Consider the following 25,546-nt stretch of genomic DNA (forward strand, 5'->3'; position numbering starts at 1 on the left):
GTGACGGTAGCGGGCCGGTCCGGCTCCACCTGGGACCCGCGCCGTGGCGACGCCGTACCGGCGTCGTCACGGAGGCGGGCGCCTCAGTAAGGGCTCGAACTGCGCTGGTCGATGACCCGGGCCGGTCGAGGTAGGTCTCGACGACGTCGGCGCCGGGCTCGGCGCGCAGCCAGGCCAGCACCGCGGAGGCATCCAGCGCTGCGGGGCCGGCGCCGGGGAGTCCGCCCCGCCGGGGTCTACTCGGCTCCGGCGCGCAGCGCCTCCGCGATCTTCTCGATGTCGGCGAGCTGCCCGGTGGCCACGGCGAGCACCAAGCCCACAGCGTCGTCGTTGTAGATCGTGAGCCGCTCGTTGTTGAGCCGCAGGAAAGCGTAGGTCGCCGCGAGCGCGGTCCGCTTGTTGCCGTCCACGAACGCGTGGTTGGTGGCGAGGGACTGGAGTAGTGCGGCGGCCTTCGTCCAGACGTCGGGGTAGGCGTCCTGCCCGAACGCGGACGCCTGCGGCCGGTACAGGGCGGACTCGACGAGGCCCCAGTCCCGGACGTGGAGCTGCCCGTGCTCGACGGCGAGGCGGCCGTAGTAGAGGAGCTGCTCCGTCGTCAGGTAGCGGGTCACAGGTCAGCGAGGCGCCGGAACGCCGGGCCGTACTCGCGGAGCATGTCCGCGGCGATGGCCTGGTCATCCTCGGACACGCCGATGGGCCCGCCGTCCTGGTCGGCGGCGATGTCCTCGCTGTCCTGCCGGGGCTGAGGGAAGAATCCCTGGCGCTCGCTGGCCGCAGCTGTCTCGTCGCGGGGGGTGCGGTCGGTCCGGGCCATGCGGAAAGAGTACAGCTGCACGACGACACCCCCCCAGCCCGGTTTGTTGGGTGAGGGCCGTGCCGTTGCTGCTCAGGCGCCGTGGCGGCGGCCGCCGAGACCTCAGTCGTTCAGATCCCGGACGACGATCCGGCGGAGCAGCAGGAGCCGCAGCGCGCCCACCACCACGATGATCAGCGCGAGAGTGGTGCCGCCGTTGACGGCCGCCGCCGTCCAGGCGTGGTCGAAGCGGTCGTAGCCGCCGAACAGGCGTATCCCCAGCAGCGCCCCAGGCCAGGACTGTGTAGTAGATCCAGCCCTTCAGCTCGCGCAGGAGGGTGACGATGTCCAGGGCCCGGTGGATCCCGATCCGGACGGTCTCCGGCCGGTCGTGGCGCGGTGCGCTGGCCACGGTCAGGACTCGCAGTCGGCGATGTCGTGGGTGGAGAGCAGGTCGGCGCCGTCGAGGTCGAGCGTCCAGAACCGCTCGTGCGGGGCACCCCACTGCGCGGCCGAGGCACAGCACCAGCAGCGCTGGACCGCGAACAGCTCACCCGCGGTGAGCCGGTGCCGGCGGGCGAAGACCTCGTCCACCGCGGTGTGCGGATCGGGCCGGAGCGACCGCGGGGTCCCGGCGGTACCGGACCGGTCCGGCAGGGTAGTGCGCAGCGAGCAGGTGGCGGTGTCGTGGCGGGCGAAGAAGCCGGGGTCGTCGTCCCAGAACCGGTCGGGGGCGACGGCCGGCATCCGGACCGCGCTGGCGCAGATCCAGACATCAGCGAGGGTCCGCAGGACGTCGGCGGGCAACAGGTGGCGGTGCACCCACAGCTCGCTCAGGTCGGCGGGAAGCGACGCCGGGCGCGCGGGGTAGACGGTCGATCCGTGCGGTGTGGACATGTCCGTGCTCCCTGCCTCGTTGAGCGAACGGGTGCGGTGCCGGTGCCCGGGGTCTACCGGATGGGTACGACAGTCACGCCGACGTCGAGGGCGGTCCAGGCGGTGTCGGCGGTGATCGCCGGGCCGTCGAGGCGGGTGGCCAGGGCCAGGCAGCATCGGTCGCCCAGGGACAGCCCGGCCGCGCGGGTGGCCGGCCACAGGGTCGCCGCGGTGACGGCGTCGGCGGCGGTGACCGGTTCGGCGCGGATCCCCAGGGTCCGCAGCTGGCGCAGGGTGCGGTCGGCGTCGACGCCGCGCTGGGCCAGCTTCTGGTAGACCTCCGAGAGGTTCACCGCCGAGAGCACCGCCGCGTCGAGGTAGGTCTCGACGACCTCGGCGCCGGGCTCGGCGCGCAGCCAGGCCAGCACCGCGGAGGCATCCAGGACCGCAGGGCCAGAGACCGAGCCAGGGATCGAGCCGGGGGCCGGGTCGGGGGCAGCGGAGCCCGCTTCGTCGCCTGCGCTCACCGGGCGTCCTCGGCGGCCGCGTCGGCGCGGCGCTCGGCGAGCAGCTCGTCGGTGACCGAGACCGCCGGGTCGCCCTGCCAGGCCTCGGCGATCTCCCGGCGCATCCGCGCGACCAGCTGGGCGCGGGACTCCATCACCACCCGCCCGTCCTCGACCGACAGCAGCAACGTCGACCCGGCGGCCAGGCCCAGATCACGACGGACCTGGGCCGGGATCAGGATCCGGCCGTCCCGGTTGACAACCACCTCGACCCGGTCAGGCTCGCCGATCTGCTCTGTCATACTAGCCCGGGGCTTTCATCGCGGTTCGCCGAGCGGGGCGTGTCAGAAGGCTGGAGGGTGCCACTGACCAGCAAGGATGGGGATTGCTGAGGTCCCGTATCCGCGCGAATCAGGAGCACCCTCCAGGTGAAGAAGGCTATCGGGTTCTACTCGTGCCCGGACATCGACACGGCCGCGACAGCGGTGGTGTCGCATGCCGGGACGAGGCTGCTGACCGAGACCATCGGCAAGGTCGGGCTCGACCACGCTCTGTCGCAGGCGTTGGAACCGTGGCGGCCGCGGTTGGCGGTGCACGACCCGGCGAAGGTCCTGCTCGATCTCGCGTTGACGCTGGCCGCCGGCGGGGACTGCCTGTCCGACATCGCGCTGTTGCGTGCGGAGCCCGCTCTGTTCGGTCCGGTGGCCTCAGACCCGACGGTCTCCCGCACGGTAGATCGCCTCGCCGCCGACTCGACCGCGGTGTTGGCGGCGATCGATGCCGCCCGCGCCACGGCTCGGGCGAAGGTGTGGGCGCTGGCCGGTTCCGCCGCTCCCGACCACCAGACGGACGCGGCGAACCCGCTGGTCATCGACGTGGATGCCACCCTGATCACCGCCCACTCGGACAAGCAGGGCGCCGCACCGACGTTCAAGAAGGGCTTCGGGCACCATCCGTTGTGGGCGTTCTGCGACCACGGCGCGGCCGGGACCGGTGAGCCTCTCGCGGCGCTGCTACGCCCCGGGAACGCCGGGTCGAACACCGCCACCGACCACGTCACCGTCATCCGGGCGGCGCTGCGCCAGCTCCCCGACCACCGCCCGGGCAACCGTCCCGGCCGCAAAGTTCTGATCCGGGTCGACGGCGCAGGTGCCTCGCATGAGCTCCTCGACTGGCTGGCCGGGCAGCGTCTGTCCTATTCAGTCGGCTTCGGGCTGTCCCAGGCTCTGGTCGACCAGCTCGCCGCGCTCCCGGCCACGGACTGGCAGACCGCGCTCGATGCCGACCGCGAGCCCCGTCCCGGAGCCTGGGTCATCGAGGCGACCGGCCTGATGAACTTGACCTCCTGGCCGAAAGGGATGCGGGTGATCGTCCGCCGCGAGCGCCCGCACCCCGGCGCGCAGCTACGGATCACCGACCCGGACGGGTTGCGCTACACCGCATTCGCCACCAACACACACCCCGGTGGAGCGGGCCGCCAACTCGCCGACCTCGAGCTACGACACCGCCGCCGGGCCCGCGCCGAGGACCGCATCCGGGCGGCGAAGGACACCGGGCTGACCAACCTGCCCTTGCACGAGCTCGACCAGAACCGGATCTGGCAGGCCGTTGTCGCGCTCGCCTGCGAGGTCACCGCCTGGGCGCAGATGCTCGCCTACACCGACCACCCGGCGCGGCGCTGGGAACCGAAACGACTCCGGCTGCGGCTGTTCTCCCAGCCCGCACAGCGAGCCCGGCACGCCCGCCGAACCGTCCTGCACCTGCCCGCCCACGCACCCTGAGCCAGGCTGCTCTGCGAAGGCCTCGCCCGGCTGCGCGCACTCGCCGTCCCCGGCTGAGCCCGACCCCGCCGTCACGACGACCCAGGACCCCGACCGGACCAGTGGAAACCGGCGCCCACCCGAGCGACCTCGGCTGAACTGTCACACCCGCCAGGCAGAATCAGCGCCACCACACCGACGAGCACCGGTGTCGATCAAGCCGGGACTGCCCGACGAAAGATCCGGGCTAGTGAGCCTTTGCCAACCTGGTGTTGGGGCTGGTCAGAGCCTGTGCGGCGTGGCGTGCCCTCGAATGGGTGAAGCTCCTGGTAGACGGGCGATTGCTGAGATCGAAACCGTCCGACCAGGAGCTTCAAGGTGCTGTCCTACCCGTCCGGGATGACCGTGTCCAGCCGTGCCCTGCACGTACTCTCTGACGCGCTGCGCGCGCACCGCAACCAGCGGGCGACCCGGTGGCGGAAGCTGACGTGCGGCCGCCAGGCCCTGCTCGTGGTCGCCCACCTGCGCAAGGGCGAGACCTACACCGACCTCGCCTGCGGTTTCCGGGTCGGGACCTCGACGGTCTACCGCTACCTGCGCGAGGCGATCGAGCTGCTCGCGGCGATGGCCCCGACCCTGGAGCAGGCGATCGACGTCGCCATCGGGAAAGCGTTCGTCATCCTCGACGGCACCCTGCTGCGCATCGACCGCGTCGGGATGGCCTCGGGCTATGACCGCGGGTTCTACTCCGGCAAGCACAAGTGCCACGGACTCAACGTCCAGGTCATCGCCGACCCCGCCGGCCGGCTGGTGTGGATCTCCCCGCCGCTTCCCGGAGCCCGCCACGACATAGGCGCCGCCCGCGAGCACGGCATCATCGACGCCCTGACCGAGCACCGGATCCGGGCGGCTGCCGACACCGCATATCAGGGCGCCGGCCCGACGGTCGCGGTCCCGCACCGGCGGCGACGCAAGGACCCCGACACCGGCCGGTTCCGCCCGCTGTCGCACAACCAGCGCGAGGTCAACGCCGCTCACTCACGCCGCCGCGGACCCGGTGAGCGGGTCAACGCCGAGCTGAAGAACTGGAAGATCCTGCGCAAGATCCGCTCCAGCCCGAACCGGGCCGGACAGCTCATCGCCGCAGTTCAGACCCTCATGATCGTCAACACCTGACCAGGTTGGCAAAGGCTCAGTGAGAAAACGGGTCTGTAACAGGAACGGTGGTTCCGGCGTTGTTGGTTAGTAGTGCTCGGCGGACGGCCAGCGGTCACCGAACGTGATCGCGAAGGCGTTGATCACCGGCTTCCATCGGATCGTCCACCGTGCGCGGCCTCGCCCGGTCGGGTCGAGGCTGCGGGTCACAAGGTACAGGCATTTCAACGCGGCCGCCTCGCTGGGGAAATGCCCTCGCGCCCGTACCGCTCGGCGGTAGCGGGCGTTGAGTGATTCGATCGCGTTCGTCGAACACAACACGGCACGGATCTCGGCATCGTAGTCGAGGAACGGAACGAACTCGGTCCAGGCGTTGCGCCACAACCGGATCATCGCCGGATAAGTGCGACCCCATTTCTCGTCGAGGTCATCGAGAGCAGCGAGAGCGGCGTCGGCGGTGGGGGCCGTGTAGATCGCCCGAATCCCTCGCTTGATCGCATCGGTGTCACGCCGCGACGTCAACCGGAACGAGTTCCTGATCAAGTGCACGATGCATGTCTGCACGATGGTCTGTGGCCACACGTTCTCCACCACCTCGGGCAGGCCTTTCAACCCGTCGCAGACCAGGAAGAACACGTCCCGCATGCCGCGGTTACGCAGGTCGGTCAGCACCCCCAGCCAGAACTTCGCGCCCTCACCACCGGAGCCGGCCCACAGGCCCAGCACGTCCTTGCGGCCGTCGACGGTGACCCCGATCGCCGCGTAGACGGGCCGGTTGGCGACCTGCCCGTCGCGGACCTTCACCATGATCGCGTCCACGAAGACCGCGACGTACACCGCATCGAGTGGCCGCGACACCCATTCCTGCATCTCGGCGATCACCGAGTCGGTGATCCGTGAGACGGTCTCCTTCGACACCGACGCCCCGTAGATCTCCGAGAAATGCGCCGAGATCTCCCCGGTCGTCAAACCCTTCGCGTACAGCGACAACACGATCTCATCGACATCCCCCAACCGCCGTTGCCGTTTCCGAACGATCTGGGGTTCGAACGTCGAGTCGCGGTCTCTCGGTACCTCGATCTCGACCTCCCCGACAGCATCGGAGATCACCGTCTTCGACCGGTGACCGTTCCGGTTGTTCGTCGATTCCCGGTCCGGGTCGGCCCGGTTCTTTGCATGCCCGAGGTGCTCGGTCATCTCCTCCCCGAGCGCAGTCTCCAGAACGTTCTTGGTGAACAGCTTCAACAGCCCATCCGGGCCGGTCAGCTCCAGGCCGCGTGCTCGCGCGTCGGCCACCATCGCCGCCGCGGCGGCCTGCTCGGGCGAGAGCTGACGCCCTGAACCCGTCTCATCCTTGGCTGAACCCACAAGGTCCGATGTCATCACTCACAGTGAGCCTTTTTCAACCTGACCAGCGAGCTTCTGCGTCAGGAGATCGCGAAGGTTGCAGCGCAACTGCTCTGACCACAGCTGCACAGGTCACCGGCTCGCCAGCTCGGCGTCTGCACCCACACAACCAGGCCCCTGAGCTGCCGGAACGGCAGGTTGAAAAAGGCTCAGTGCCCATCCCACCGGACCCGAGCCCGGCGTGTCGGGCCGGAACCACCGTTCCTTGCACAGGCCCGAGAAAACTGGCGTATAGACGTTGTGGTAGAGTGAGCCTTTTTCAACCTGACCAGCGAGCTTCTGCGTCAGGAGATCGCGAAGGTTGCAGCGCAACTGCTCTGACCACAGCTGCACAGGTCACCGGCTCGCCAGCTCGGCGTCTGCACCCACACAACCAGGCCCCTGAGCTGCCGGAACGGCAGGTTGAAAAAGGCTCAGTGTATGAGTGAAGGAACGTCGACTCCCGCGTCGTGAGCTGCCAGAGATTCGTTCGCAGTTCGTGCGGATGGTGGATGACGGGATCGGGCGCGAGTCGATCATGTCGGCGCTACGGCTGAAGCGTGCCACGTACTTTCAATGGCGGCGTCTGTACCGGGAGGGCGGGGTGCAGGCGCTGGCCGTGAAGCCCTTGCCGGGGGCGAAATCGAAGCTGACTGAACAGCAGACATCGCAATTGCGGAGTTGGCTGGTCGGGCGTGATCCGCGCCAGTTCCAGTTCGACTTCGCGTTGTGGACCCGGGTGATCGTCGGTGAGTTGATGAAGACCCGGTTCGGGGTGGAGATGACCCCGCAGGGGATCGGGCAACTGCTGCGTCGTATCGGGCTGTCGCCGCAGCGACCGTTGTACCGGGCCAGTCAGCAGGACCCAGAAGCGGTCCGCCGGTGGCGAATCGAGGAGTTCCCCGCGATCCGGGCCCAAGCCCAGCGTGAGGGGGCTCAAGCTGTACTTCGGTGACGAGGCCGGCGTGCGAACCGACCATCACGCAGGTACGACGTGGGCGCCGGTCGGACAGACGCCGGTGGTGGAAGCGACCGCCGAGCGCGCCGGGTTCAACATGATCTCGGCTGTTACCCCACTCGGAGTACTTCATTTTGACGTATTCACCGGCCGGTTCGACGCCACCATCTTCGTTGAGTTCCTTAAGAAACTCATGCATGACGCCCCCGGCCCCGTGTTCCTGATCCTGGACAACCACTCCGTCCACAAGGCCCGCCTCGTCCGAGACTACGTCGCATCGCTCCGCGGCCGATTGAAGCTGTTCTTCCTCCCGCCGTACGCACCTGAACTCAACCCCGACGAGTGGGTATGGAAGAACGTCAAACACGATCAGGTCGGCCGCGCAGCCGTCACCCGACAATCGGAGTTCTTCGAGCTCGTGGTGCGCGCACTTGAACGCCTCCAGAGACTGCCCGACGTTGTCCGTGGCTTCTTCCGTGATCCATCGCTGGCCTACATCAGCGGATGATCAGTCCGCTCGCCAACTTTCCCTTTGGTAGCTTGCGACATCAACGACCGACCCCGTAAGATCCACAACTGGAAGAAGCCCTCCGAGATATTCGCCGAACTCGTTGAGCTACATGCTTCGACCGCCTGAATTCGCCCGTAGCTCGGCCCAGAAACGTGCCGGGTCGTCGTGGTAGGCGTCGTCGAAGGTGATCACCGGGTCGTCCATGGTGGGGGCTGTCTATCAGGCGGTGAGCTGCGGGGAGAGCCGCGCCGTGGTCGGTGATCCCCAGACCTGGGCGACGCGCTGCCACCACAGGACGTAGCGGCTCAGGTCGCGGAAGTTGTCCGGGGAGTCCGCTCGCCGGTTCTCGGGCACAGTCACCTCACCACGGCTGGCATGGTCGAGCGCCACACGGATCATGACCGCGGCGGCAATGGCCTGAGCGGTGTCGTCGTCGTGTTCCAGCCGGGCCTGGGCAAGAACCTGAGCACGTAGGTCCGCGTCGAGGTGACCGTGCAGGCCCGCGATGACGTCCCAGCACTCGATCACGCGGCGGTAGAGCCGAAACGCCAGCTCGCGCAGATCCAGTACATCCCACGCCGTGACACCGGCCTTCGGCAGCCACGAGGGGTGGCAGGACATGACGACGTCGGGGCGGTGCGCGGTCAGCGCCAGCCACAGCGGGCGCAGACGCCCGTAGGCGCGCCGCTGACGGGCGAGACGTACCGCGGCGGGAATCCCGGTGGCGACCAACGGCATCGCCAGGCCGACGACGAGGAACTGCACCGCGACGAGCAAGATCCAGTACTCCGCGGAGACCTGGTCGTAGCCGGGTCTGGTGAACAGCAGCGCTGCGACGAGGAAGAACGTCTTGTGCAGCAGGTAGAGGCCGAACAGGACCCCGGACGCCGCGACCAGCCGCAGCCCGATCGCCGTCCACCGCGACCTGATTCCCCGAGCCCACAGCAGCGCGAGCATGGTGACCAAGATGAACGTCAGCGCGCTGTAGATGATGTAGAGCAGGACCGCCGCCGAGGTCCACGGAGCCTGGTGCCAGTCCCCGGCCAACCCGGCGGCCGCGTCCTGCGGGCTGGCCGGGATCGCGAGCAGCCACCGCAGCGCAAGCACTCCGGCGAGGGTCCACAGGTGCAGACGCAGCCGGCGACGCCGATCGCCCCCGGCGGCCAGACCCAATACAGGAACGCCAGTCGCAGACTGGCAAACGACAGCAGCGCCGGCGTGTGGCCGACGACGCCACCGTCGCCACGGCCGAACGTAGCCTCGACGAACTCTGCGTCCGGCTTGGCGACCGGGCCAGGCGCCGCGGTGGACAGAAGACGACGGTCGCGGCGCTGGCTGCGGCCGGCCCCGGCGTCGGCGTTCCCTGCTGAACTCTCCGTGGTCCGCATGGTCAGGCGGTGGTGTCGTTGCGCGGCAACCGCTACTCGGTCCCGCCCGGGATGGGCGGCGCCCAGGTCGTGGTCCGGATCCGCCTGGGCTCCGACCAGGTCCGGATCGTCACCGCGGCCGGCGCGACGGTCGCACTCCATCACCGAGCGCTCCCGACGGAGCCGGGGCGGTGACCCGCGAGGAGGGCCACGTCCGCCAGGTGCCGACGCTCCTCGGACACCGATGCATCCGTCAACGATCCGGCAGCCACATCCTAATCCTCCTCCCCCTCATCCTTCACCACGTCCTGTGCGGACGGAAGTCGCGTCGGCGCAGTCAGCGAGATTCTGCCTTGAAGAAACTCGGATCCCCTGCTCGGGGAGGCCGGCTACTGTCGCTGCCGATCCGGGCCGACCGGCGATCGAAGGAGCTCGGCATGGCAGTGTTCGTACTGGTGCACGGATCGTGGCACGATGGGTCGGCCTGGTCGGAGGTCGCCGGTCACCTCGAGAAGCGCGGGCACGAGGTGCACCACCCGACGATGGCGGGGCACGGTCCCGAGGTCTCCCGTGACGTGACCCATGACGACTGCGTGGCCTCGGTCGTCGACCATGTCCTGGGCGCCGACCTGACCGACGTCGTGCTGGTGGGGCACAGCTTCGGCGGCAGCGTGATCGCTCGGGTCGCGGAGCGGGTGTCGAGCCGGATCCGCAGGCTCGTCTTCTGGAACGCGTTCGTGCCCGCAAACGGCACGAGTGTGCTGGATAACGCCCCGGCTGCCTACCAAACGTTGTTCCCGCTGCTCGCGGCGGAGTCGGGCGACGGGTCGGTGATGTTGCCCTTCCCGGTCTGGCGCGACGCGTTCATCGGGGACGCCGACCTCGAGCGGGCGCAGGAGACCTATCGGATGCTCACCCCGGAGCCGCTCGAGCCGACCGTCGAGAAGCTCGACCTGACGGTGTTCTACGGCCTCGACCGCATTCCGCGCAGCTACGTCCTCTGCAACGACGACTCGGCCCTCCCTCCGGGCGATCCCGAGGTCGGCTACCTGGCGAACGCGCGACGACTCGGTGTCTTCCGTCTGGTGACGCTCGAGGGGTCGCACGAGGTGCTGTTCACGAACCCGGGGCTGCTCGCACACAAGCTGGAGTTGGCAGGCCGGGACTGACGTTCATGCTCCCTGACACGACCACAGCTGGTCCGACTCGATGAACCCGTTCCGTGGCCGAGAACCGTTCGAGATCGAGGAGGTCGTCGTGCGGGACGTGGACCGCGACGGGTGGACGGACGGGCTGCTGGACCTCCTCCGCCACCTCCGACCTGGACTCACTTGAGCCTTTGCCAACTTGGTCAGGCGTTGGCGATCATGAGGGTCTGAACTGCGGCGATGAGTGTATCGGCTCGGTTCGGGCTGGAGCGGATCTTGCGGAGGATCTTCCAGTTCTTCAGCTCGGCGTTGACTCGTTCACCGGGGCTGCGGCGGCGGGCGTGAGCGGCGTTGACCTCGTGCTGGTTGTGCGACAGCGGGCGGAACCGGCCGGTGTCGGGGTCCTTGCGTCGCCGCCGGTGCGGGACCGCGACCGTCGGGCCGGCGCCCTGGTAGGCGGTGTCGGCTGCTGTGGGAATCCGGTGCTCGGTCAGAGCGGTGATGATGCCGTGCTCGCGGGCAGCGCCTATGTCGTGGCGGGCTCCGGGTAGCGGTGGGGAGATCCACACCAGGCGGCCGGCGGGGTCGGCGATGACCTGCACGTTGAGCCCGTGACCCTTGTGCTTACAGTAGTAGACCCGCGGTCGTAGCCCGACGCCATCCCGACCCGGTCGATGCGCAGCAAGGTGCCGTCGAGGATCACGAACGCCCCGAGCGCGACCTCGATCGCCTGGGCCAGGGTGGGGGCCATCGCCGCGAGCAGCTCGATCGCCTCCCGCAGGTAGCGGTACACCGTCGAGGTCCCGACCCGGAAACCGCAGACCAGATCGGCATAGGTCTCGCCCTTGCGCAGGTGAGCGACCACGGAGCAGGAGGTAGTACAGCACTGTCTGCACCGCGAGCAGCATGAACGCCAGCGAGAACAGCAAACCGAACTGAGTGCCGTACCCCTGCAGAGCGGCCAGCGTGGACACCGCGTGGTGCGCGGCCCACACACCTGCCGCGATCAGCACCAGCGTAGCAAGCATGATCCCGTGTCAACGGCGGGTTTGGAGTAACCCCGTAACGACGGACTGGGACTGACGGGCAGTGAGCCTTTTTCAACCTGACCAGCGAGCTTCTGCGTCAGGAGATCGCGAAGGTTGCAGCGCAACTGCTCTGACCACAGCTGCACAGGTCACCGGCTCGCCAGCTCGGCGTCTGCACCCACACAACCAGGCCCCTGAGCTGCCGGAACGGCAGGTTGAAAAAGGCTCAGTGCCCCGGGTTTCGGCTGTCCTCGCCCAAGCGGCTACGCCGGCGCCCATGCCGACCGAACCTACTGTCCGGGGCCGGTCAGCGCTTCCAGATGGTCAGGTGGTCGTAGCGGCCGGTCCAGGACGGGAGGGGCCTGCCGGGTCGCCTCGCGGAGGACGCCAGGGCCGGTGAGTCCCGGGCAGGAATACGGGCGGTCGTCGGCTCGGGTCAGACGCGGTGGGCGGTGATGGCGTCGGTGTAGAGCTATTGGGCGGTTGCGGCGGTGGTGGGGTCGTCGTCTGCGAGGAGCGCGATGAGGATGTCGACGACGGTGAGGTGCATCAGGCGGCTGGCTGTGGCTTCTAGGCCGTGTCGTTCGGTGGCGCCGGCGACGACGGAGTGGTGGCAGAGCTCGGTGAAGGGGGAGCGCAGGTAGCTGGTGATCCCGACGGTGACGGCTCCGCTGTCGGTGGCGGCGCGCAGCGCGGTGAGGGTCTCCTGGGTCTGACCGGTGTGGCTGATCGCCAGGCAGCATCCCCGGGGGCCGAGGGTGCGGGCGGCGAGGTGTTGCTGGTGTGGATCGGTCAGTACTTCGGTGTGCACACCGAGCATCCGTAACCGGTATCCGGCATCGGCAGCGATTGGCGCGGACGTTCCGACCCCGGCGACCAGGACGCGGTCGGCCCGGCGAAGCAGGCCGACGATCGTTGCCAGCACCGTGTGGTCGAGGGAGCCGGGCAGCTGCTCGAGTCCTGCGGTCGCTGCGGCGAGGACGGCCTGCACCGTGTCGCTCGGGGTGCCCGGGGTGGGCTCGCTGGTGTCGGTACTCGGTGTGGTCTCGGCCGCCAGACGGAGTTTCAGGTCGTGGAAGCCCTTGAGGCCGAGGGTGTCCTGGCAGAACCGCACGACGCTGCCGACGGAGGTGTCGGTGCGGTCGGCCAGCTCGGTCACGGTCAGCGCCACGATCTCGGCCGGTGTGGCGAGCACGGCGTCGCCGATACGGATTCCCGTCGGTGACAGGCTCGGTCGTAGCGCCCGGATGCGTGCCGTGATCGTCCCGACGAGGGTGAGTGGGGGCCGCGGGTCGGGGTCTGCGGCGATGGGGGGCTGTACTGGTCGAGCCATGACCCGACTCTATGCGTAGCAGCATCGGGGTTCCGGCCACTCCATAAGATACGGTAGGAAGTTCCATCCATCGTTCATGTCCGATACGGACTGAGTTTCATTATGGTCTTTAGAGGTCGTTGCAGAAGTCGGGGCGTGTTGGTCCTATGTAGATGGACCTGGTCGGGTGATGCTCAGAGTTGATGGCAAGGGCATCGACGGTCGAACGACTGGTCACCGACGAGCTGTGGGAGCTGATTGAGCCGCTGCTTCCCCGTCCTCGGCCACGTCGGCGAGGCGCGCGGACCGGCCGGCCACCAGTACCGGACCGGGCCGCGCTGGCGGGGATCGTGTTCGTGCTGACCACGGGGATCGGCTGGAACGACCTGCCGCCCGAGTTGGGCTGTGGATCAGGGACCACCTGCTGGCGACGGCTACGCGACTGGCAGCGGGCGGGGGTCTGGGATGAGCTGCACCGAGTAGTGCTCGATCGGCTCGGCCAGGCCGGGGTTCTGGACTGGTCGCGAGCTGCGGTGGACTCGGTCAGCGTGCGCGCCAAGCGCCGCGGCGAACAGACGGGGCCCTCGCCGACCGATCGTGGGAAGGCCGGGTCGAAGTACCACGTGTTATGCGACCGCAACGGCCTGCCGCTGCACGCGGTCGTGACCGGCGCGAACACCCACGACAGCCGGATACTGGCCGAGCTGCTCGACACCAACCCCGGCGTCCGCGAACGGCGCGGCCAGGCCGGACGCCCGCGGCGGCGTCCCGGCAAGCTGCACGCCGACAAGGGCTACGACTATCCACGGTGTCGCCGCTACCTGACCGGGCGCGGGATCGGGGTGCGGATCGCTCGCCGCGGAGTCGAAGACTCCTCCCGGCTCGGCCGGGTCCGGTGGGTCGTGGAGCGCACGATGGCCTGGCTGCTGTCGTTCCGGCGGCTCGGGCTGCGCTACGAACGCTCCCGCACCAGCATCGAGGCCTTGCTGAAACTGGCGTGCGCGTTGATCTGTTTGCGCCGTCTGCCCTGAACGACCCCTCGCGGTGGATCAGGACCGCGCCGTCGCGCTCGCCCCGGCCAAACGCTCCAGCGCTCGGTCGGTGGCGACGAGGTCGAAGTGGTGTGGGTCGAACCGGTCCGAGCCCCACCACTCGACCCGCTCGGCGTGCTCAGCATGATCGGGATCGGCGAGCGCGTCGACGAACTCCGAGTAGCCGAACACCCCGCCCACATCCTCGGGCGGACACGCACCCTGACCCTCGACACAGCGTGGGTACCGCACCCCAGGCTCTGGGATGGTGACCGCGTCGACGACCAAAACGTGGTGCCAGTTGTCGCCGAAGTCGTAGACGTAGCCGGCGTCATCACCGGCAGCCAGCACCCGGAACAACTTCGTCTTGGCCTCGTCGAGCGTGCCGGTGTCCCAATCCGGATCAGGCAGCCCGTAGCGGACACCGTCGATCTCGAATTCGTGCAGGTGGGAGTTGGTCCAGCCCATCGCGTCCTGCACGACCTCGTGCAGGACCGCGAGGCTGGCCTCACCCGGAACCTCGACCACCCGTCGCACGGTCGGCTCGACATCGACCAACACGATCTCGATCCGGAAGATCTTCGTCTTCGTCGTCACCCGAGGCCTCGCCATGCTGCGATGCTCCCACCGCTCCTCGCACCCCCAGCACCCGCTCCCGGACTTCTGCAACGACCTCTAAATCGCTGTCGGTTGTTAGGCTGCGGCATGGCGACTCGGGGACCGAAGCCGGCGCGGATCATCCTGACCGACGACGAGCGGTCCCAGCTTGAGTCGTGGGCGCGGCGACGAACCAGCGCGGCCGGGTTGGCCACCCGGAGCAAGATCGTGCTAGGGCGTGTCTCCCAATGCGCGGAGCCAGGTGACGATTGCCTTCAGGACGGCGCCGCCGCGGAAGGTCAGGGCGAGCTTGTCGTAACGGGTGGCCAGCCCGCGCCACTGCTTGACGTGGCAGAACCCGCACTCGACGACGTTGCGGTTTCGGTAGTCGACCGGATCGAATGCGGGCGGTCGGCCGCCGCGTGAGCCCCGTCGTTTGCGGTGTCCCTGCTGGTCAGAGGGCTCCGGAATGACAGCGATGATCCGGCGCTCGCGCAGGTGCCGGCGGATCGCGCGTGAGGAGTAGGCCTTGTCCGCGCGCACGCGTTCGGGCCGGGTCCGGGGTCGTCCCGGGCCCGGTCGGGCGATGCTCAGGCGCGCCATCAGGTGCGGAAACATTGGCGAGTCGCCGCCCTGGCCGGGGCCGAGGAGGACCACCAGCGGGCGGCCGTGCCCGTCAACGAGCTGGTGGATCTTCGTCGACAGCCCTCCGCGGGACCGTCCCAGCGCGTGATCTGCTGGTTCGGCGAGCAGATTCGTGTAGTTCGATCCGGCCCCCTGTGTCGCGCTTGAGGGTCGCGGCGTGCTGGTGGGCACGGATGATCGTGGAGTCCACGCTGACCGCCCACCCGAGCACCTCGGCGGCGTCGGCCTCGACCAGAAGAGCAGCCAGGATGTGGTCCCAGGTGCCGTCGCCGCTGTAGCGGCGGTGCCGCTTCCACAACGTCTGCCACGGCCCGAACTCGGCTGGGACGTCGCGCCAGGGAAGCCCGCACGAGCCTGTCACGGTTCCCGTGTAAGCCACGGGTGACTGATGTGGTTAAGCTATCACAGAGGAAGTCGTCCAGGGAAGAGGACGACCAGGGTGTTCAGGGCTGTTTTCCAGCCATGTGTTCCGGTTCCGGACTCACCTCCTCTCTTGCTCGGAATGTTCCGCAGGCCGAGGTAGAGTAGCTTCATCGCCGCCTCGTCCGACGGGAAGTGCCCGCGAGTCTTTGTGATTTTCCGGAGTTGGAAGTTGATGGATTCGATGGTGTTGGTGGTGTAGACGATCCGCCGTAGTTCGGGCGGGTAGTCGAGGAACGGAATGAACTCGTTCCACGCACGACGCCAGACGTCGAGCACTCCCGGGTACTGTCGTCCCCACTCGGTGTCAAGATCCTTCAGGGCGAGCTCGGCGGCCTCGACGGTGGGCGCGGTGTAGATCGTCTTCATGGACTTCACGATCTTCTTCCGGTCCTGGTAGGACACGAACCGCATCGCGTTGCGGATCACGTGCACCACGCATGTCTGGACGACGGCGTCGGGGAAGACGCTGGTGATGGCTTCAGGAAGACCACTCAGGCCATCGCAGCAGGCGATCAGGATGTCGCGCAGCCCGCGGTTGCGCAGCTGGGTGAGCACCGCGTGCCAGAACTTCGCGCCCTCGGTCTCGGCGATCCAGCAGCCCAGCGCGTGCTTGCGGCCCTCGACGTCCACGCCGATGACCAGGTGCGCGCTCTTGATCGTGACCGCGGCCTTGTCCCGGATCTTGATTCGGATACCGTCGATATAGACGATCGGGTAGACCTCGTCGACCGGCCGATTCCGCCAGATCTCGATCTCGTCGGTCACCACATCGGTGATGTTCGAGATCAGTTCCCGTGACGCCTCCACCCCGTACACTTCGAGCAGGTGCGCTTCGATGTCGCGGGTCGACATTCCGCGGGCGTAACAGGAGAGCACCAGCTCGTCGATCTGGCCGACCCGACGGGCGCGTTTCGGCACGATCTGCGGCTCGAACTCGCCATTCCGGTCCCGCGGCACGCTGATCGTCACCGGCCCGTTCGTGGTCGACACCTTCTTGGTAGCGCTGCCATTACGCGAATTGCCGGTACCGTGTCCGGCGGGGTCGTCGCGGTCATAGCCGAGGTGGTGGGTCATCTCGGTCTGCAGCGACCGTTCGAGCACGGCCTTGGTCATCTGGTTGAGCAGTCCGTCGACGCCGTCGATCGGGGTACCGGCGGCCTTCGCATCGGCCAACAGCGCGTCGATCGCCGACGGGTCGAGCGCCTCGGCAAGCCGGCGGGCAGCCGCGGTCTCACCGTCGGGATCGGGTTGGTTCTCGCTCACGTGGGTGTCCCTCCCGACCGCCGTGTTGATCACTGCGGTCGATCTTGGTCCACCCGCGGCTTACACGGCTCGCGTGACACGCCTAGCCCGCACCGATACCGGTAGATGATCCCCTCGAGCACCCGGCGGTCATCGCGGAACGGGCACCCGCGACGACCCTCGGAGGAGGGCAACAGCGGCGCCAGACGGGCCCACTGGGCATCAGTCAGGACAGCGGTACGCGGCACCGATCAAGCATCGCGCACCCCGCTCCGCCTATCTGGGAGACACGCCCTAGCCCGCACCGATACCGGTAGATGATCCCCTCGAGCACCCGGCGGTCATCGCGGAACGGGCGCCCGCGACGACCCTCGGAGGAGGGCAACAGCGGCGCCAGACGGGCCCACTGGGCATCAGTCAGGACAGCGGTACGCGGCACCGATCAAGCATCGCGCACCCCGGTCCGCCTATCTGGGAGACACGCCCTAGTCGCGGCGTTCGACTGGGACAGCCTGATCGCCTGCCCGGAACCGGTCCTCGCCGGGCTGGCCGCAGGCGCGTTCACCGACGGAAGCCCCAGCGGAGCCGACGCACCGACACCCGAGGAGACCGCCGCCTTCCTCACCGACTACGACCACGCCCGCGAGCACCGTTTCAGCAGCGGAGAACAAGCCCTCGCCGCCGCGGCCGCCGGATGGGTCCTGGCCTACAACGCCCGCTGCGTCATCGAACTACAGGCCCGTGGGCTGATCGAACCCCAGCAGAGCAGTCCCGCCGCGATGCTCGACCGCCACAGAGACACCTACCTGCATCTGCGCTGGTGACACCCTTCACGAGGGTCCTGCGAGTTCGTCGTGCGCGGTGCTGTGCCCGGGCCACCGAGCGCTCGGGCGGCCGGCACGCGGCGGGGGTGTCGCGACCGACCCAGCGGGCAGTGACCCGGTCGCAGTCGAGCGGAGACGTTCGATGGGGCTCGCTCGAACGGGTCTCAGCACCCAGCGTTGCTGAGCTTGAGTACCCGTCACGACGCCGCAGCGCGCTGCACCGACTACGCGGCTCGATCGTATGCGACTCAAGTTTATGCCGCTGTCGGGGTCATTCGTGCGGATGTACTCGGGGGTAATAGTGCCGCGTCGTGCTGTGCCGTTGCTAATGTGCGCCGCGTCGGCCCCAAGGGGGAGCCGTCCGCGGGCCGTGAGCGCCACTTCACCAGCCTTCAAGGCGCTCACGGACCGTGCTCAACTCCCCGCCGGTGCTCCCAACGCGGTCCGTCTCAGCCAGGTTGAGCCTGGCAGATGCGGCTGTTGTCGGCGCCGGTGATGTCGAGGGGTGACCCTGCGTAGTTTCTCGCGGGTCGGGCGGCGGGTCGTCGAGGGTCCCGAAAACGCCTCGAAAGAAGGCGTATCCGCACGCTCAGTAATTCGGGCACACGAAGGTGGTAGGTGAGTGGATTTCGGTCTAAATGTGTTCTACGTTTTCGCGCAGTCGGTACGGGCTCCCACCTGATCAATGTGCCGGCATCCGACGGGCTTCCGCTCTATGAGGGCGGGCCGGGACTTAACAGGAGAACGACTGTGCTGAAGAAGGCTGGAATCGTCGTGGCGGCGTCCGCGGCGTCGCTGATGGCGCTGAGCCCGATCGCGTTCGCCGCCGATAGCGACCACGACGGCGACCACGGTGACCGCGACCGGGGCCACCACCGTCACCACGACACCGAGGGCATCGACAAGGGCGCCGAGGGTCTGATCGCTGGGCTCAACGGCAACAACGTCGACGTCCCGGTCCAGGCGTGCAACAACAACGTCCCGGTCAACGTCCTGGGCGTGCAGGTCCCGGTCGAGGACGCCGCCGCCGCCAACGGCGTCACCGGTGCGCTGGGCATCCTCGGCGACGGTGCGGCCCGCTCCGGTGACTCGGTCACCGACCAGTCCGACACCTGCGCCCAGTCCGGTGGCTCGGGCGACAGCGTCGACTGACCTGTCACCACCGAAGTTCGGGCCCCGCACCTGTCGGTGCGGGGCCCGTCTTTGTATCGGTCGGCGTCGTCAGCTGTGCAGCACCGGGCCGCCGTTGCTGCGGCCGATGGTGAACGGCCCGACGTGCCGGCACACGTTCAACACCCCGAGCCGGAGAACGGCGTACCTCTGGAAGTGGCAGGCGGCGCCGCGCGGTTCGCGACCACGAGGAGGACCCTTCGCGATCCCCGCTGGCCGGCTGCAGGTCGCTCTCCCGCTTCGCCGCCAGGACGTTTCGCTCGGCCTGGTCCTCGACCTCGACCACGTGCTCCAGCGCCGACGTCAGCGCGCTCACCCAGCGTCACCCGCATCCGGTCCGCCGCTCCCGGGAGACACCGGTGGGCCCGGTACCGTCACAGCACCCGATGGCGGCCGGGGCGGGACCCGGGTCCTGCTCGACGGCGCCTGGCCGGCGCTGCTGGTGAACACCTGCGATCTCGTCACGGAGGCCCCCGCTGTGAACGACGCCCCGTCGAACCCGCACCTCGACACCGAGGGGGAAGTCGACGCCTCGGCGGTCGCCTGCGACTACTGGCATCCCGACGGGCCGCACACCCCCGCCACCGTCGCCCAAGCCGCGGTCATGGTCGACGAGATGACGCACTACCTGGCCCGCGCCACCGCCCCGTGGGTCGACCCGGCCGCGGTGCTCCCGCACGCCGGGGACCTGTACACAGTCCTCGGGCGGCTGCGCTCCGGTCTCGGCCGGCTCGACCAGGTCCTGCACCAGCTCGCCGGCCGCGCCGAGAACCTCTCCCTCGACGACACCCTCTACGACGACCGCGGCGACGACCGGAACGCCGGTGACACGGCCGCGGCCGGAGCCGCCGGACTGCGCGACGCCCGGCGTGCGCTGCCCGAGCTGATCGAGGCGCTCGGCCGAGCGCACGACGCGACCGGGTGCCTCGGGCACCGGGACGCGTGATGGCCGCCAACGGCGACGAGCTGGACCTTTCGGCCGCCGAGGACCCGGTCACCGCGGCCTACGTCGCGGCCGTCGCCGCCCTGAGCGCTGGCACCGCCACCGCCCGCCCCGGCAGCACCGACGGCGTGCTCGCGGCAGACCCTGGGCCCGTCACCGACGGCGAGTACGTGACCCGGCTGGAGGCGCTGCACCATGTCGCGGGGGCTCTGATCCAGGGGTTGGCCACGCTGCGCGACAGCGACGCCGCCACCCGCGCCGGGGCCGTGGACCAGCTACGGGACGCTACGACCCGTGCGTGGGAGACCAGCACGATGTTGACCATGCTCCGGCGGCCGCCCGCAGCCGACGAACACGACCGGTGACATCGCGTGGATACGACGAAGGCCCGCCCCGGGTTCCGGCCGGGGACGGGCCTCCATCAGTATAAAGCCCCGGTCGCGTGACCTACGAGGGTCAGAGGCTTGCCGAGGCAATTCGATCATCAGAGTACACCCTCCGTGAAGGGCCCCCGACGCGGCACCCCTGGACTGACGGCTATGTCAGCTTTAGGCTGCCATTGTGACTGAGGTTCGGGAGCCGCGCGGGGCTGATGCGGCGCGGCTGTTGTACGCCGATGCCGCGCGCCGGCTGTCTGACTTCTCCCGGCGACTGGTGCCCACGAGCCGGGACCATGACGGCGGGGACTACCTACGCGAGGCGCTGCTGGCGACGCGGGAGGCCGAGCGCTTGCTCGCGCTCGCCGTGGTCGTCGAGCGCGCCTCCGGCACGACGTGGGAGACGATCGGTGATACCGCCGAGGGCATCACCCGGCAGTCGGCCCAGAAGAAGTGGGCCGACACCGCGGTCATGGTCACCGCGCTGGCCGAGGGGATCCCCACCGGCGCGCTACGCAGCCGCGGAGTCTCGACGGCCGCGGGGCTGGCCGAGGACCTCGACGTTTGGTATGTCCGGCACCGCCGGCCCGGCGATATCGACGACGACGCCGAGCGTCCGATCAGCGGCTACCTGCTCGACCCTGGCCCGGCCCCTGACCTGTCCGCCTACGACACCGGACCCGACGAGGCGTATGAATGGCTGCTCTCGGATCATCCGTGGGCGCGCGTCGAACGCCTCCGCCGTGCCGAGTCCGGCTGGGATGACGAGCTGCGCAACGCCGCCACCGTGCGTGACTGGACCGACCGTATGCAGAGCACTGACCGGCGGGAACGTTACCCGCACAACCCGGAGATCGCGGAGAACCTGCGCGGTCTGGCCGACCTCATGCGCCCGATCGCCGACGACCAGCAGCTGCGTGCGCACCTGGACGCTGCCGTGCCCGACGACGTCCGCGTCCAGCAGCTACGCGCCCGATGGGTGACCCATCAGCACGCCCAGGGCCAGGACGACTACCGCTACCCCGAGCACCTGCTCGGTCTCGGCGCGGCCGCGTACCCGCCACCGGTCAGCGGATCCGGACGCAGCTCTGGCACCGAGGATGACCGGTGAACGTTCCGCACAAGCACCACTACGTGCCGCAGTTCCTGCTTCGGCGGTGCGCAGGCCACAACCAGAAACTCCTCGTGCACCACGCGGGCAGGGTGGAACGACCCCGCCGGGTACGCCGGTGAAAGACCGCTCAGACCCTCCTAGGCTAGGCCAGATCAGCGGCGCCTCCGCTTCGTCCCGGTCGGAGGCGAGACACGCTCAGAGCAGCCGTACCGGCAGCCGCGTCTCGTTCACGGTTCCGTCGGACGCTCGCTCGATCTCGTAGCCGTACGCGCCCGGGGTCTCTGCGACCACCTCGTGCAGGTCGGTCCCGCGGTAGTGCAGCCCGGCGCCGTCGTCGGTGGCGAATCCGGGTGGGAGCGTGCCGGCGGCGATCAGCTCGTGCAGCACGGGGCGGCGCTCGGCTTCGGTGTCGTGGTGGACGCCGTTGGAGTACGGCAGGAACCCGAGACCGTTGGTGACCGGCCGCAACTCCGGACCAAATGAGTCGGTCGTGCCGCCGGCGTGCCAGCAGATCGATCCCGCGGAGACGCCGGTGAGCACGACACCCGATTCCCACGCCTGGCGCAGCGCCACGTCGAGACCGTGCAGCCGCCACATCGCCAGCAGGGCCGCGACGCTCCCGCCCGACACCCAGACGACGTCCTGCGTGAGCAGGTGTTCGGCCGGATCGTCGATGTTGGGCATCTCCACCAGCGAGAGGTGGCTGGCAGTCCAGCCGTGCCGCCATGCGTTGTCGTAGAAGGTCATGATCAGGCGAGGGTCGTCACCCGCGGCGGTGGGCAGGAAGCAGATCCTTGGGGCGCGGCCGGACACCCGGGCGAGTGCGACAGCGTGCTGGGCCAGCGGGGCGATCTCCCAGGACAGCCGGCGGGACCGCCGGAAGCCGCCGGAGGTGGCGAGGATCGTCGGGTGCAGCGCAGTCATCAGGCGAGGCTAGAAGCCGACGCGGACGGGTTCAGCCGGATTACGCATGCCCACCTGGCCTTCCGCCGGGCCGTCAGCTTCCACGGGAGGACCGCCACGAGGATCCGGTCGAGGGGCGAAGTCCACGCTGCAGCGTCCGGGACGGTGCCGTCCGAGCGGCGTTGTGTCGGATGTCGTGTCGAGCGGGTAAGCGTCGGGTGGCTGTGCGGGGGTGCGTTGGCGACCTCGCTGCCTGCGCTGTTCCTGGCCGTCGTCATTTGGCTGGCTGCCAGGGTGGCCGCGCGGAGCGTGATCACAGCCGGTGAGCTGGTCGCCGTGTACGACTACATGGGCACCCAGCTCGCCGGACGCCCCACCACGTAGCCCAGGACCACCAGCCCCTGCGAGTCACGCGGTCGGTCTGGGGCGCATGATGCTGGTCGTGCCAGTGGCCCGCGCTCACCGACGACTCCCCGCTGTCCCGCACGTCCTGGCAGAGCCCGACTCTGCTGTGTGTGTGCGTCTATGCGGTCGATCGTGGCACGTACCCCTGCACGGGCGGCAGGCACCTCACGCGCTGACCCGAGCAACGGTCTTGACTCAGCTGAATCGCGACGCCAGCCCCGGCCAGCACGCGCTTGGCGGCTTGCTGGCCGACCCGAGTAGCCGGCATGCAGGGGATCAGCGATGCTCTGATAGTCCTGGCCCGTAGGCTCGGGATAGCACGCGGCGTACGGCGGGAGGTGAGTGGTGGCCGGATCAGGAGAGCACTTCAAGGCGCTCGTACGAAGCCACGGAAGCGGCGACGACGAGGCGTTCTACTCGGTCGCGCTACAGGTCGCCGCTCAAGCGGCCCGGCAGGGACACCATCATCTCGCGGCTGATCTCAAAGCCGCAGTTGACCACTCACGTGTCGAGCGACCGAAAAAAGTCACCTCAATCGCTCAACCGAGAGGCGACCTTTCAGAACTCGTTATCGCCTCTCACCCCGCCGTTGGCTTGAAAGACTTGGTCCTGCCGGATGAGCTGGCCGCGCAGGCGGGACAATTCCTCAGCGAGCAACGCCAACGCAAGCAGCTCCTAGATCACGGCTTTGAGCCCGCTCATCGCCTCCTGTTCGAGGGGCCGCCTGGTACGGGCAAGACGATGACCGCGGCAGTCCTGGCCCACGAGCTCTCTCTGCCCTTGCTGGCGATCAGGCTCGACAGCCTGCTGAGCAAGTTCATGGGCGAGACCGCCAGTAAACTGCGCGTCATCTTCGATGCAGTGGGCGGGCAACGCGGGGTGTACCTATTCGATGAGTTCGACGCACTCGGTGGTGACCGAGCAGGAAACGACGTCGGCGAAGCCCGACGCATCCTAAACTCGTTCCTGGTATTCCTGGAAAATAGCTCTCCCGAGAGCATCGTCATCGCTGCGACCAACCACCGGTCGATTCTGGACAAGGCCCTTTTCCGGCGTTTCGACATGGTTCTCAACTACTCACTTCCGGACGCGAAACAGGCCGCCGCCGTGATGCGCGGCAGGCTCGGATCTCTCGCCAAGAGCGTACGTTGGGCCGCATTGGCGGAGCACATGGCAGGTCTCTCCCACGCGGATCTCGTGAGGGCTGCGGAGTCTGCTGCCAAGAGCGTCATCCTCGCTGGCGGAACACGAGTAAGTGAGCCTTTTTCAACCTGACCAGCGAGCTTCTGCGTCAGGAGATCGCGAAGGTTGCAGCGCAACTGCTCTGACCCGAATCCGCGAGTTGCGCTGGTGGCCGGACTGGGGAGATGGCGATAGGTGCCCGCTGACCTGCGATGATCGTGTTTGCGACGACACGACATTGCGGGTTGAGAGGACACCTATCAGGTGCGAACAGTACGCAAGCGACGCCCGCGGTGTGCGCGGGTGCGTCTCGGCGCGCCGGACGCGGCGCTGACCAGGTTCTCCGGGCTGGCCGCGGTGACCGAGCTGATCGACCGGCTCGGGATCATCGACAAGCTCGACGCCGCGGTCGGGCCCATCAAGGACCGCGACCGCGGGTGCAGCGCCGGGCAGATGCTGGTCGGCATGTCGGCGGCGCAGCTGTGCGGGGAGGACTTCCTGGTCGGGCTGGACCGGCACCGCGCCGACACCGCCGGGCAGGCACTCACGCCGGTGCCGGGGTTGGCGTCCACGACCGCCGCCGGGCTCGCGCGCAAGTTCATCGAGGGGCAGTGGGCGGCGGTGGAGACCGGGCTCGGTGACGTGCACACCACCGCGCTGGACCTGCTCGCCCAGGTCGACCCGGACCGGGCCGAGCAGCTGACGGCGGACGTGACGATCGATCTGGACACCACCGATGTCGAGGTTTACGGCCGGCTCAAGCAGGGCGTGGCGTTCAACCACCAAGGCCAGCGGGTCGCCCGCCCGCACGTCGCGACCTGGGCCGACACCGCGGTGGTGCTGGCCGCTGACCTCGGTTCGGGCCGGGATGACCCCCGCGCCACCAGCGCCGAGCTGTTCCACCGGGCGCTGGCCGCGCTCCCCGCGCAGGCGCGGGCGGGGCGAGTCCGCGTGCGTGCGGACGCGGGCTACTTCGCCGGGCAGCTCGCCCGCGCAGCCCTGTTCGTCGGCGTGGAGTTCGCCATCGGCGCCCGACGCATCGCGCCGCTGTGGCGCATCCTCGACGGCGTCGCGGCCGACGGGTGGACCGACGCGATCGACATGACCGGCGCGCAGGTCGCGGTGGCCGACTATTGCCCGAACTGGTGGCCCGCAGCGACCCAGCTGCTGATCCGTCGGGTCCGGCTCGACCTGGACCACGGCCAGGTCTCCGGTGACCCGCGAGCGCGGCGCCGACGCACCCTGCACCCCGCCCAGCGGGCGCTCCCGCTCGACGACCTCGCTACGGTGGCCAAGGTCGACGGGGTGTTCGCCTACTCGTTCATCGTGACCAACCTCGACGTCTCCACACCTGCCGCAGCCGCGCAGGCCGAGTACTGGTACCGCCACCGCACGAAGGTGGAGAACCTGTTCCGCGACACCAAGCACGGCGCCGCGCTGCGCCACCTCCCCTCCGGACACCTCGCGGTGAACCGAGCCTGGATGTGGGGCGCACTCCTGGCCGCCACCACCAGCGGGTGGCTGCACCACCTCACCGCCCGCACCCGCGACGGGCGCCTGGTCGGGCACGGCGTCCGCGGCGGCCAGGCCATGATCGCCACCCTGCGCCGGCGGCTGATCACCATCCCCGCCCGCCTCGTGCGCCACGCCCGCGGCCTCACCCTGCGCCTACCACCCGGCGAGCACCTACTCGCCGAGGTCCTCGCCCGCGTCCGCGCCCTGCCCGCTCCGTCCTGACCCGGCCGCACCGGCCCCGACCAGCACAGGAACCCGCCACCCGAGGCGACACTCGGGCCGCCCGCTTGCCCACCACCCCACTCCCGACCCAAGCAACATCAACTTTGGCCGACCAAGATCAGCTCATAGCCTACTCGCGGATTCGAGTCT

At 68.9% G+C, this 25,546-nt stretch carries 23 protein-coding genes and 5 pseudogenes; 13 read left to right on the forward strand and 15 right to left on the reverse strand.

The genetic code is table 11. The annotated features are described in order from the left end of the window. Nucleotides 1–236 precede the first annotated feature (236 nt). From AFB00_RS30430 to AFB00_RS30450, 5 genes are all read right to left on the reverse strand, one after another. On the reverse strand, nt 237–614 hold the full coding sequence (locus tag AFB00_RS30430) for a type II toxin-antitoxin system death-on-curing family toxin (protein ID WP_060715124.1): 378 nt from the start codon (nt 612–614) through the stop codon (nt 237–239). Beyond that, nucleotides 611–838 (reverse strand): hypothetical protein, encoded by a 228-nt coding sequence (locus tag AFB00_RS30435; protein WP_060715123.1) that lies wholly within the window; start codon nt 836–838, stop codon nt 611–613. The genes AFB00_RS30430 and AFB00_RS30435 overlap by 4 nt, the downstream gene beginning before the upstream one ends. Before the next feature lie 372 nt (nt 839–1,210). Next, the gene (locus AFB00_RS30440) at nt 1,211–1,693 is read right to left on the reverse strand and encodes a hypothetical protein (RefSeq protein ID WP_068800948.1); all 483 of its coding nucleotides are present in this window, start codon (nt 1,691–1,693) and stop codon (nt 1,211–1,213) included. A gap of 53 nt (nt 1,694–1,746) precedes the next feature. Further along, nucleotides 1,747–2,145 carry a type II toxin-antitoxin system VapC family toxin gene (locus AFB00_RS30445; protein ID WP_068800982.1) on the reverse strand — a complete coding sequence of 133 codons (399 nt, stop codon included), beginning with the start codon at nt 2,143–2,145 and terminating at the stop codon, nt 1,747–1,749. A 50-nt stretch (nt 2,146–2,195) separates the two neighbouring features. Further along, nucleotides 2,196–2,480, reverse strand: a complete 285-nt coding sequence (locus AFB00_RS30450; RefSeq protein ID WP_068800949.1) for an AbrB/MazE/SpoVT family DNA-binding domain-containing protein — start codon at nt 2,478–2,480, stop codon at nt 2,196–2,198. A gap of 126 nt (nt 2,481–2,606) precedes the next feature. Here AFB00_RS30450 and AFB00_RS30455 point away from each other — a divergent pair, with 126 nt between their 5' ends. Next, nucleotides 2,607–3,959, forward strand: coding sequence for an IS1380 family transposase (locus tag AFB00_RS30455; RefSeq protein ID WP_068795538.1), 1,353 nt, complete (start codon nt 2,607–2,609; stop codon nt 3,957–3,959). Nucleotides 3,960–4,316: 357 nt separating this feature from the next. Continuing rightward, the gene (locus AFB00_RS30460) at nt 4,317–5,114 is read left to right on the forward strand and encodes a transposase family protein (protein ID WP_068796246.1); all 798 of its coding nucleotides are present in this window, start codon (nt 4,317–4,319) and stop codon (nt 5,112–5,114) included. 66 nt (nt 5,115–5,180) lie between these two features. On the opposite strand, the gene AFB00_RS30465 is transcribed toward AFB00_RS30460, so the two are convergent. Continuing rightward, on the reverse strand, nt 5,181–6,392 hold the full coding sequence (locus AFB00_RS30465; protein WP_442965898.1) for an IS256 family transposase: 1,212 nt from the start codon (nt 6,390–6,392) through the stop codon (nt 5,181–5,183). 532 nt (nt 6,393–6,924) lie between these two features. On the opposite strand from AFB00_RS30465, the gene AFB00_RS32725 reads away from it, so the two are divergent. Next, nucleotides 6,925–7,434: a winged helix-turn-helix domain-containing protein gene (locus AFB00_RS32725; protein WP_156819893.1), complete on the forward strand. Its 510-nt coding sequence runs from the start codon at nt 6,925–6,927 to the stop codon at nt 7,432–7,434. After that, nucleotides 7,406–7,945: an IS630 family transposase gene (locus AFB00_RS32730; RefSeq protein WP_083276202.1), complete on the forward strand. Its 540-nt coding sequence runs from the start codon at nt 7,406–7,408 to the stop codon at nt 7,943–7,945. The genes AFB00_RS32725 and AFB00_RS32730 overlap by 29 nt, the downstream gene beginning before the upstream one ends. 222 nt (nt 7,946–8,167) lie before the next feature. Here AFB00_RS32730 and AFB00_RS30475 read toward each other — a convergent pair. Then, a pseudogene (locus AFB00_RS30475) lies at nt 8,168–9,130 on the reverse strand (MAB_1171c family putative transporter); the annotation flags it as partial. Between the two features lie 215 nt (nt 9,131–9,345). On the opposite strand from AFB00_RS30475, the gene AFB00_RS33730 reads away from it, so the two are divergent. Both AFB00_RS33730 and AFB00_RS30480 read left to right on the forward strand, forming a co-directional pair. Next, complete coding sequence (locus AFB00_RS33730; RefSeq protein ID WP_156819920.1) at nt 9,346–9,510, forward strand: Mu transposase domain-containing protein; 165 nt, start codon at nt 9,346–9,348, stop codon at nt 9,508–9,510. Beyond that, the gene (locus AFB00_RS30480) at nt 9,507–10,484 is read left to right on the forward strand and encodes an alpha/beta hydrolase (RefSeq protein ID WP_335726594.1); all 978 of its coding nucleotides are present in this window, start codon (nt 9,507–9,509) and stop codon (nt 10,482–10,484) included. The genes AFB00_RS33730 and AFB00_RS30480 overlap by 4 nt, the downstream gene beginning before the upstream one ends. A 182-nt stretch (nt 10,485–10,666) precedes the next feature. Here AFB00_RS30480 and AFB00_RS36535 read toward each other — a convergent pair. Together AFB00_RS36535 and AFB00_RS30490 are read right to left on the reverse strand one after the other, a co-directional pair. Beyond that, a pseudogene (locus AFB00_RS36535) lies at nt 10,667–11,460 on the reverse strand (transposase family protein). Between the two features lie 503 nt (nt 11,461–11,963). After that, nucleotides 11,964–12,824, reverse strand: coding sequence for a MurR/RpiR family transcriptional regulator (locus AFB00_RS30490; RefSeq protein WP_083276236.1), 861 nt, complete (start codon nt 12,822–12,824; stop codon nt 11,964–11,966). Nucleotides 12,825–13,006: 182 nt separating this feature from the next. Between AFB00_RS30490 and AFB00_RS30495 the strand changes: the two genes are divergently transcribed. After that, a complete protein-coding gene (locus AFB00_RS30495; RefSeq protein WP_060713947.1) occupies nt 13,007–13,834 on the forward strand; it encodes an IS5 family transposase in 828 nt (275 codons plus the stop codon). Nucleotides 13,835–13,852: 18 nt separating this feature from the next. Here the strand turns inward: AFB00_RS30495 and AFB00_RS30500 are convergent, their stop codons facing one another. From AFB00_RS30500 to AFB00_RS32745, 5 genes and pseudogenes are all read right to left on the reverse strand, one after another. Then, entirely contained in the window at nt 13,853–14,446 is a 594-nt protein-coding gene (locus tag AFB00_RS30500) for a plasmid pRiA4b ORF-3 family protein (RefSeq protein ID WP_060713948.1), read from the reverse strand. A gap of 216 nt (nt 14,447–14,662) precedes the next feature. Next, nucleotides 14,663–15,425: pseudogene (locus AFB00_RS35355) on the reverse strand (IS5 family transposase); the annotation flags it as partial. 53 nt (nt 15,426–15,478) lie between these two features. After that, nucleotides 15,479–16,762, reverse strand: a complete 1,284-nt coding sequence (locus AFB00_RS30510) for an IS256 family transposase (protein WP_068796251.1) — start codon at nt 16,760–16,762, stop codon at nt 15,479–15,481. 83 nt (nt 16,763–16,845) lie between these two features. Beyond that, a pseudogene (locus tag AFB00_RS32740) lies at nt 16,846–16,989 on the reverse strand (transposase); the annotation flags it as partial. Between the two features lie 47 nt (nt 16,990–17,036). Further along, a pseudogene (locus AFB00_RS32745) lies at nt 17,037–17,180 on the reverse strand (transposase); the annotation flags it as partial. Nucleotides 17,181–18,315: 1,135 nt separating this feature from the next. Between AFB00_RS32745 and AFB00_RS30520 the strand changes: the two are divergent. The 4 genes from AFB00_RS30520 (at nt 18,316) to AFB00_RS30535 (ending at nt 21,166) form a co-directional block, all read left to right on the forward strand. Continuing rightward, the gene (locus AFB00_RS30520) at nt 18,316–18,717 is read left to right on the forward strand and encodes a hypothetical protein (protein WP_083276239.1); all 402 of its coding nucleotides are present in this window, start codon (nt 18,316–18,318) and stop codon (nt 18,715–18,717) included. A 496-nt stretch (nt 18,718–19,213) separates the two neighbouring features. Beyond that, nucleotides 19,214–19,681 carry a hypothetical protein gene (locus tag AFB00_RS30525; protein WP_156819921.1) on the forward strand — a complete coding sequence of 156 codons (468 nt, stop codon included), beginning with the start codon at nt 19,214–19,216 and terminating at the stop codon, nt 19,679–19,681. Beyond that, nucleotides 19,681–20,043, forward strand: coding sequence for a hypothetical protein (locus AFB00_RS30530; protein WP_156819922.1), 363 nt, complete (start codon nt 19,681–19,683; stop codon nt 20,041–20,043). The genes AFB00_RS30525 and AFB00_RS30530 overlap by 1 nt, the downstream gene beginning before the upstream one ends. Before the next feature lie 196 nt (nt 20,044–20,239). Beyond that, nucleotides 20,240–21,166, forward strand: coding sequence for a hypothetical protein (locus AFB00_RS30535; RefSeq protein ID WP_156819923.1), 927 nt, complete (start codon nt 20,240–20,242; stop codon nt 21,164–21,166). Between the two features lie 198 nt (nt 21,167–21,364). Here the strand turns inward: AFB00_RS30535 and AFB00_RS30540 are convergent, their stop codons facing one another. Further along, nucleotides 21,365–22,093: a peptidase E gene (locus tag AFB00_RS30540; RefSeq protein ID WP_068800957.1), complete on the reverse strand. Its 729-nt coding sequence runs from the start codon at nt 22,091–22,093 to the stop codon at nt 21,365–21,367. Nucleotides 22,094–22,822: 729 nt separating this feature from the next. On the opposite strand from AFB00_RS30540, the gene AFB00_RS30545 reads away from it, so the two are divergent. Together AFB00_RS30545 and AFB00_RS30550 are read left to right on the forward strand one after the other, a co-directional pair. Beyond that, complete coding sequence (locus tag AFB00_RS30545; protein WP_068800958.1) at nt 22,823–23,752, forward strand: AAA family ATPase; 930 nt, start codon at nt 22,823–22,825, stop codon at nt 23,750–23,752. Nucleotides 23,753–23,962: 210 nt separating this feature from the next. Then, a complete protein-coding gene (locus AFB00_RS30550; RefSeq protein WP_068796312.1) occupies nt 23,963–25,396 on the forward strand; it encodes an IS1380 family transposase in 1,434 nt (477 codons plus the stop codon). Nucleotides 25,397–25,546 lie beyond the last annotated feature (150 nt).

Origin of the sequence: Pseudonocardia sp. HH130630-07, assembly GCF_001698125.1 — a bacterium.
GTDB lineage: Bacteria > Actinomycetota > Actinomycetes > Mycobacteriales > Pseudonocardiaceae > Pseudonocardia.

What these genes read in the sequence shown, in the direction of transcription:
- AFB00_RS30530 (WP_156819922.1), top strand. Translation starts at nt 19,681, where the DNA reads ATGGCCGCCAACGGCGACGAGCTGGACCTTTCGGCCGCCGAGGACCCG.
- AFB00_RS30540 (WP_068800957.1), bottom strand. Translation starts at nt 22,093, where the DNA reads ATGACTGCGCTGCACCCGACGATCCTCGCCACCTCCGGCGGCTTCCGG.
- AFB00_RS30450 (WP_068800949.1), bottom strand. Translation starts at nt 2,480, where the DNA reads ATGACAGAGCAGATCGGCGAGCCTGACCGGGTCGAGGTGGTTGTCAAC.
- AFB00_RS30495 (WP_060713947.1), top strand. Translation starts at nt 13,007, where the DNA reads ATGGCAAGGGCATCGACGGTCGAACGACTGGTCACCGACGAGCTGTGG.
- AFB00_RS30500 (WP_060713948.1), bottom strand. Translation starts at nt 14,446, where the DNA reads ATGGCGAGGCCTCGGGTGACGACGAAGACGAAGATCTTCCGGATCGAG.
- AFB00_RS30465 (WP_442965898.1), bottom strand. Translation starts at nt 6,392, where the DNA reads ATGGTGGCCGACGCGCGAGCACGCGGCCTGGAGCTGACCGGCCCGGAT.
- AFB00_RS30490 (WP_083276236.1), bottom strand. Translation starts at nt 12,824, where the DNA reads ATGGCTCGACCAGTACAGCCCCCCATCGCCGCAGACCCCGACCCGCGG.
- AFB00_RS30440 (WP_068800948.1), bottom strand. Translation starts at nt 1,693, where the DNA reads ATGTCCACACCGCACGGATCGACCGTCTACCCCGCGCGCCCGGCGTCG.